6 protein-coding genes are annotated in these 6,969 nt (G+C 35.8%); all 6 read left to right on the top strand.

All coding sequences use genetic code 11. The features are described from left to right. The first annotated feature begins 476 nt into the window (after window positions 1-476). The 6 genes from mreB to BM183_RS15085 all read left to right on the top strand — a co-directional run bounded on the left by mreB (window position 477) and on the right by BM183_RS15085 (window position 6,962). The gene (gene mreB / locus BM183_RS15110; RefSeq protein ID WP_091687704.1) at window positions 477-1,466 is read left to right on the top strand and encodes a rod shape-determining protein; all 990 of its coding nucleotides are present in this window, start codon (window positions 477-479) and stop codon (window positions 1,464-1,466) included. A 118-nt stretch (window positions 1,467-1,584) separates the two neighbouring features. Then, window positions 1,585-2,358 (top strand): flagellar basal-body rod protein FlgF, encoded by a 774-nt coding sequence (gene flgF, locus BM183_RS15105; RefSeq protein ID WP_091687703.1) that lies wholly within the window; start codon window positions 1,585-1,587, stop codon window positions 2,356-2,358. A gap of 69 nt (window positions 2,359-2,427) precedes the next feature. Continuing rightward, a complete protein-coding gene (gene flgG, locus BM183_RS15100) occupies window positions 2,428-3,243 on the top strand; it encodes a flagellar basal-body rod protein FlgG (RefSeq protein WP_091687702.1) in 816 nt (271 codons plus the stop codon). 32 nt (window positions 3,244-3,275) lie between these two features. Next, complete coding sequence (locus BM183_RS15095; RefSeq protein WP_091687701.1) at window positions 3,276-3,608, top strand: rod-binding protein; 333 nt, start codon at window positions 3,276-3,278, stop codon at window positions 3,606-3,608. 94 nt (window positions 3,609-3,702) lie between these two features. Beyond that, window positions 3,703-5,925 (top strand): SF1B family DNA helicase RecD2, encoded by a 2,223-nt coding sequence (gene recD2 / locus BM183_RS15090; protein WP_091687700.1) that lies wholly within the window; start codon window positions 3,703-3,705, stop codon window positions 5,923-5,925. A gap of 125 nt (window positions 5,926-6,050) precedes the next feature. Next, window positions 6,051-6,962 (top strand): nucleotidyltransferase family protein, encoded by a 912-nt coding sequence (locus tag BM183_RS15085; RefSeq protein ID WP_091687699.1) that lies wholly within the window; start codon window positions 6,051-6,053, stop codon window positions 6,960-6,962. Window positions 6,963-6,969 lie beyond the last annotated feature (7 nt).

Raw genomic sequence — 6,969 nt, 5'->3', positions numbered from 1 at the left:
GTAAAGTTGCTACTATCGTTGAGTAATGTAACCTTTTCATTTACGAATTTCGTTAATGAATTTAGATAACTGATAAAAATGAAATCCCCTGCTTTTGCAGGGGATTTTTTTGAATATTCTAATGTCTCTACAGCTAGATATTTCCTTATTTCTAACAGAAAACTTAAATTTGTCAAATTTCTTCGAAAATATAAAAATTTCCTTTGAATTATTCCAAAAATATGTATATAATGATATAGAGTATGTTTAAACGGTATGGTATTGGAAAAAATAGAAAAGAAGACAAAAACGAATAATGAAATTTTGTGTAATTGAAGTCCAATTAATAATGTAACCAACTATATTTAAACAGCGTAAAAGAATAGATTTGAAAAATAAAAAACTAAAAAATTGATAAATCCGATAGACAAGCTAGTTATACATTTATACTCAGAAGAAAAAACGGGTATCACAAGAATTGAAAGGAGAACTATAATATGCTAGGCAGTGATATAGGAATTGATTTAGGTACCGCAAGTGTTTTAGTTTATATGAAGGGCAAAGGTGTTGTATTAAAAGAGCCCTCAGTTGTTGCATTTGACAGGGATACCAATAAGATAAAAGCAATTGGTGAGGAAGCAAGATTAATGCTTGGTAGAACACCCGGTAATATTGTTGCAGTAAGACCTTTAAGACAAGGTGTTATTTCTGATTATACAGTTACAGAAAAAATGCTTAAGTACTTCATTCAAAAAGCTGTAGGTAAGCAACGCTTCCGCAAACCCAGAATCAGCGTTTGTGTTCCAAGCGGTGTTACTGAAGTTGAGAAGAAAGCAGTAGAAGATGCAACCTATCAGGCTGGTGCAAGAGAAGTTGCGATTATAGAGGAACCAATTGCAGCTGCTATTGGTGCTGGTATTGATATATCCAGACCATGCGGTAATATGATTGTTGATATAGGCGGCGGTACTTCTGATATAGCGGTTATTTCTTTAGGCGGAACAGTAGTAAGTACTTCCATAAAAATAGCCGGTGATGATTTTGATGAAGCTATAGTTAGATATATGCGCAAAAAGCACAATTTATTAATTGGTGAGAGAACAGCAGAAGATATTAAAATTAAAATAGGTTCTGCTTATAAAAGACCGGAAACCGTAACAATGGATGTTAGAGGCCGTAACCTGGTTACTGGTTTACCTAAAACCATTACTGTTTCCTCCGATGAGACAGAAGAGGCTTTAAGAGAAACCACCTCTCAGATTGTAGAAGCTGTTCATAGCGTGTTAGAAAAAACCCCCCCTGAATTAGCAGCAGATATTGCTGACAGAGGCATTGTGTTAACAGGCGGCGGATGCTTATTGTATGGTTTGGAAGAATTGATTGAAGAAAAGACCGGAATTACAACTATGACGGCAGAAGATCCTATGACCGCAGTTGCTATTGGAACCGGTAAGTTTGTTGAGTTTTTAAGTGGGAAAAGAGACTAGCAGATATAATAAGTTAAAAGAGATAAAATCATAAAAAGATTAATAAAAATTTCATTTTGTACGATATATATATTAAGTTATTTTAATACGAAAGCATAACCATGGAAAGGGAGAGCATATGGTAAGAGGATTATATACTGCATGGACCGGAATGGCAAATGAACAGAAACGTTTAGACATTATATCAAATAACTTAGCCAACGCTGCTACAGTAGGATATAAACAAGACAATGTTACTACACAGTCATTTGACGATGTTCTGACTATTAAGATTAAAGATGCATCTGAATTATACCATGAAAGACCAATAGGTAAGATGAATTTAGGTGTAAAATTAGGTGAGGTTTATACTAATTTTGAACAAGGTTCTTTACGAGAAACCGGTAATACCTTTGATATAGCTTTAGAAGGAAAAGGATTCTTTCAGGTAGCCGTAGCCAATAACAATGGTAATGAACAAATCTTTTACACTCGTGACGGTTCATTTACTATGACCCATGAAGGGAATATTGTTGACATGAACGGTAACAGGCTGATAGGTGAAGGCGGTAACATTTCAGTTCCTGTTGATGCATCGGATATTGTAATAGACAGGGACGGCTCCGTGTATGCAGATGGTGTACTTGTAGATAAAATTTTAATTACTGATTTTGAAGATTATAATTATCTTAAAAAATATGGTGAAAATATGTACAGTATGGTTGAGGGTGGGACCCAGATACCCGCAGAGGCTTCCGTACACCAGGGATTTACTGAACAATCCAATGTGAATGTAGTATCTGAAATGGTTAATATGATTGCTATAACAAGAGCTTATGAAGCAAATCAAAAAGTAATTCAAACCGTAGACAGTACGCTGGACCAGGCAGTTAATTCAGTGGGTAAGGTTTGATAATTAGTACAATAAAGTGACTTGAGATAATATTTAATAGATGTACAAAAGAAAGGACTTGAGAGGATTATGATGCGTTCACTTTGGACAGCAGCATCTGGTATGCAGACACAGCAAACCAATGTTGATACTATATCTAATAATTTAGCCAATATTAATACAACAGGTTATAAAAAAGAAGCAGCACAATTTAAATCTTTATTATATCAAACCATTCAGGCAAACTCTACGGATGCCAATGGTGAATTAAAGCCGGTAGGAATTCAGGCAGGCTTAGGTGTAAGAACCTCAGCTATCCTATCCCAGTATTCCCAGGGAACATTGCTCGAAACAGGCAATGATTACGATTTTGCAATACAAGGTAATGGATTTTTCATGATCCAAATGGAGGACGGTAGTGTGGGATATACCCGAAACGGTTCCTTTATTCTTTCCATCGGAGCAGAAGGTACAACTCTGGCAACCGCAGAAGGACGCCCTGTATTAGATAAGGAGGGGAATCCAATTGTATTTCCTTCCGATTATAATACTTCTTTAATTGAGGTAGATGATAAAGGCAACTTTACTTATAAAGGTGAAACCGGAGATGAAGAGCAACTTAAAATGCGAATCGGACTTGCCCAATTTAATAATCCGGCTGGCTTGGAAAAGGTATCAAATAGTATATTAAAACCTACAGATAACTCGGGAGAAGCCAGACTGGAGACTGAAGATCCTAACCTGGCAGAAAGTAAAGTGGTTCAAAGATATTTGGAAGGTTCTAATGTGCAGGCAGTTAATGAGATGGTAGATCTAATTGTTGCCCAAAGAGCTTATGAAATGAATTCAAAGACAATAATAGCAACAGATGAAATGCTGCAACAGGCCAACAATTTACGCAGATAATATACGATAAGAGGAAAGTCGGGGTTACTATTATGAGTATATCAATCGGAAGCGGTTCCATGTTTCAGCTCCCTGTTTCCAATATGGAGAATTCAGGCACAAAGAAACTGGAATCCAAATTAAAAGATAATAATATAGATAAGATGCCGGACGAAGATTTAATGGAAGCTTGTAAGAGCTTTGAAACATATTTTGTAGAGCAAGTAATCAAAGCAATGAGAAAAACTGTTCCAAATAGCGAAGAAGAAAATGATTATATGAATTATTTTGGTGATATGCTCTATCAGAAGTATTCGGAGAATATTACGGAAAGCGGAGAATTAGGCATCGCACAAATGCTTTATGAATCAATGAAAAGAAGCTAAAAAAGTATGCTATCAGATAGTATGCTAATAGGATACATAAAAGGAGCAGTTATCTACATAGCTGTTCCTTTTTTACTCTTAAGGAGGTGACTCGGTGGCTGAAATTTTAGAAGGCTGTGTGGAAAAAATAGTCTTTCGGAATACGGAAAACGGATATACGGTACTGTCTTTGGTAAACGATGATACGGAGATTACTTGCGTTGGTTCTTTTACTTTTATTGGTGAAGGGGATTTTATCAAAGCCAGTGGAAGTTATATAGAACATCAAATATATGGAGAACAATTTCAGGTAGAAAGTTATGAATTTAAGAAGCCGGAAGATATACAGTCTATGGAGCGTTATTTAGGCTCCGGAGCCATTAAAGGTATCGGAAATGCCCTTGCTGCCCGCATTGTCAGAAGGTTCAAGGAGGATACCTTTCGAGTAATGAAAGAGGAACCGGAAAGACTTTCAGAAGTAAAAGGTATCAGCGAGAAAATGGCAAGAGAAATAGCAAATCAGTTTGAAGAAAAACAGGATATGCGTGATGCCATGTTATTTTTACAACAATATGGCATATCAAATACTTTTGCAGTTAAGATATATAAAGAATACGGACAAAAGATGTATGATGTGGTAAAAGAAAATCCCTATAGATTGGCAGAGGATATCAGTGGGATTGGTTTTAAGTTAGCCGATGAAATTGCCGCTAAAGTAGGAATTGGAATTAATTCGGATTATAGAATTAAGGCAGGCCTTTTGTATGTGCTTTTGCAGGCCAGCGGTGCTGGGCATGTCTACTTACCAGAAGAAATACTAAAATATAAGACCACAGAGTTATTAGGAATAGCTGCCCAGAGCATGGATTATCATATTACAGATCTGGCTATGGATCGGAAGATCATGATCCGTGAAGCTGAAGGTAAGAAATTAATCTATGGCACCAGCCTTTATTATATGGAACTAAATACAGCAAAGATGTTGTGTGACTTAAATATAAAGCATGATTTTACAATTACAGAAATTGAGCAAAGGTTAGTTTCTGTAGAGAAACAGTTTAAAATTGAACTGGATGAGTTGCAAAGGACTGGGGTAATAGAAGCTGCCAGAAATGGCATTTTAATACTTACTGGCGGACCCGGTACCGGTAAGACCACCACCATAAATGCCATAATCCGTTTTTTTGAAGCGGAAGGAATGGATATTCTATTAGCTGCACCTACCGGAAGAGCAGCCAAGCGAATGACCGAAACCACAGGCTATGAGGCCAGAACCATTCACCGATTGTTAGAAATTTCAAGAATGTCCGGTGATTTAGACAGTAAATTACTTTTTGAAAGAAATGAAGCAAATCCACTAGAAACGGATGTTATTATTATAGATGAGATGTCAATGGTGGATATTACTCTTATGAATTCCTTATTAAAGGCTATTACCGTAGGAACACGTTTGATATTGGTTGGGGATGTTAACCAACTTCCTTCCGTTGGTCCAGGAAATGTATTAAAGGATATTATAAATTCCCATAATTTTAACGTAGTTAAGCTTACTAAGATTTTCAGACAGGCATCTGAAAGTGATATTATTGTTAATGCACATAAAATAAATGCAGGAGAAAGTATAAAGCTGGATAATAAAAGCAAAGACTTTTTCCTGCTAAAAAGAGATAATACCAATATAATTATCCAAAATATAATTACCTTAGTCAGCCAGAAAATCCCGAAGTACGTTAATGCCACTACCTTTGACATTCAGGTATTAACCCCCATGAGAAAAGGGGAATTAGGAGTAGAGCGGCTAAATCAAGTATTGCAGCAGTACATTAATCCACCTAATTCAAATAAAAAAGAAAAAGAATTCCACAACTGTATCTTCCGGGAAGGGGATAAAGTGATGCAGATTAAAAATAATTATCAGCTTACTTGGGAATCGAAGAGTAAATATGGTATTACAACAGAAAGTGGAACCGGTGTATTTAATGGTGATATGGGAATCATTAAAGAAATCAATCTTTTTGCAGAGCTGGTTATCATTGAATTTGATGAAGGAAGAATGGTGGAGTATACCTTTAGCCAGTTAGAAGAGCTGGAATTGGCATATGCCATTACTATTCATAAATCTCAAGGCAGTGAATATCCTGCCGTTATAATGCCGCTATTATCAGGACCTCGAATGTTGTTTAATCGAAATCTTCTGTATACTGCTGTAACACGTGCCAAAGACTGTGTAGTTATAGTTGGCAGTGAGAATACGGTACAGGTAATGATTGATAACGAAAGCGAACAGCATAGATACTCCAGTTTATCTGATCGGATAAAAGAATTAGAAGCCATATAATAGAATGTAATTATGGGCCAGTGACTAAAAATATAGGTGCATTTTTAATGATAATAAGGTATAATATAATGAAATAGCAAGGTATTAATAAAATGATATAACAAGGATTGGAAAGGAATAGTATTATGAAAAAGACAGCATTGGTTATAATGGCTGCTGGATTAGGCAGCAGATTTGGAGGAATTAAACAGTTAGAACCTGTAGGACCCAGTGGAGAAATCATTATGGATTATTCCATTCATGATGCTATAGAAGCTGGATTTAATAAGGTAGTGTTTATTATAAGAAAAGATCTGGAAAAAGATTTCAAAGAAGTTATAGGCAATCGTATAGAAAAAAAAATTGAAACAGAATACGTATTCCAGGAAATTGACAATCTTCCTCAGGGCTTTACAAAGCCGGTTGAAAGAACAAAACCATGGGGAACAGGACAAGCTGTATTAAGCTGTATTGATGTAGTAAAGGAACCATTTGCAGTTATTAATGCAGATGATTATTATGGTAAAGATGCTTTCGTTAAGATTCACGATTATTTAGTAAACAGTACAAACAATTCTGATAAATATGATGTATGCATGGCTGGTTTTATACTTGGCAATACCTTAAGTGAAAACGGTACTGTTACCAGAGGTGTATGCAAGGTAAATGAACAGGGAATCTTAGTAGACATTGTTGAAACAAGCGGAATAAAACAAGAAGGGGATAAGGCAGTAGCTGTTGATAAAGCAGGAAATCCAATTGAAATTGATATTGAAAGTGCTGTATCAATGAACATGTGGGGCTTTACTCCGGATTTCTTAAAAGAGTTAAAAACAGGATTTGTTGAATTCCTTCAGAAGAACGGAACAGAATTAAAAGCAGAATATTTACTTCCGGAAGTAGTTGGTTCACTCATTAAGGAAGATAAAGCAGTGGTACACGTGCTAAGAACTACAGACAAATGGTTTGGTGTAACATATAAAGAAGATAAGGAATTGGTTGCAGAATCAATTCAGGCGTTGGTTGATAAAGGGGTTTATCCTGCTAAACTTTATTAGAATAGGT

This window comes from Anaerocolumna aminovalerica, assembly GCF_900115365.1.
GTDB lineage: Bacteria > Bacillota > Clostridia > Lachnospirales > Lachnospiraceae > Anaerocolumna > Anaerocolumna aminovalerica.
Note: the sequence above shows the minus strand (reverse complement) of the source record. Positions and strands in the feature narration are given on the sequence as shown.

Excerpts from the sequence above, each read along its gene's own strand:
- mreB (WP_091687704.1), top strand. The coding sequence starts at position 477 with ATGCTAGGCAGTGATATAGGAATTGATTTAGGTACCGCAAGTGTTTTA.
- BM183_RS15095 (WP_091687701.1), top strand. The coding sequence starts at position 3,276 with ATGAGTATATCAATCGGAAGCGGTTCCATGTTTCAGCTCCCTGTTTCC.
- flgG (WP_091687702.1), top strand. The coding sequence starts at position 2,428 with ATGATGCGTTCACTTTGGACAGCAGCATCTGGTATGCAGACACAGCAA.
- BM183_RS15085 (WP_091687699.1), top strand. The coding sequence starts at position 6,051 with ATGAAAAAGACAGCATTGGTTATAATGGCTGCTGGATTAGGCAGCAGA.
- flgF (WP_091687703.1), top strand. The coding sequence starts at position 1,585 with ATGGTAAGAGGATTATATACTGCATGGACCGGAATGGCAAATGAACAG.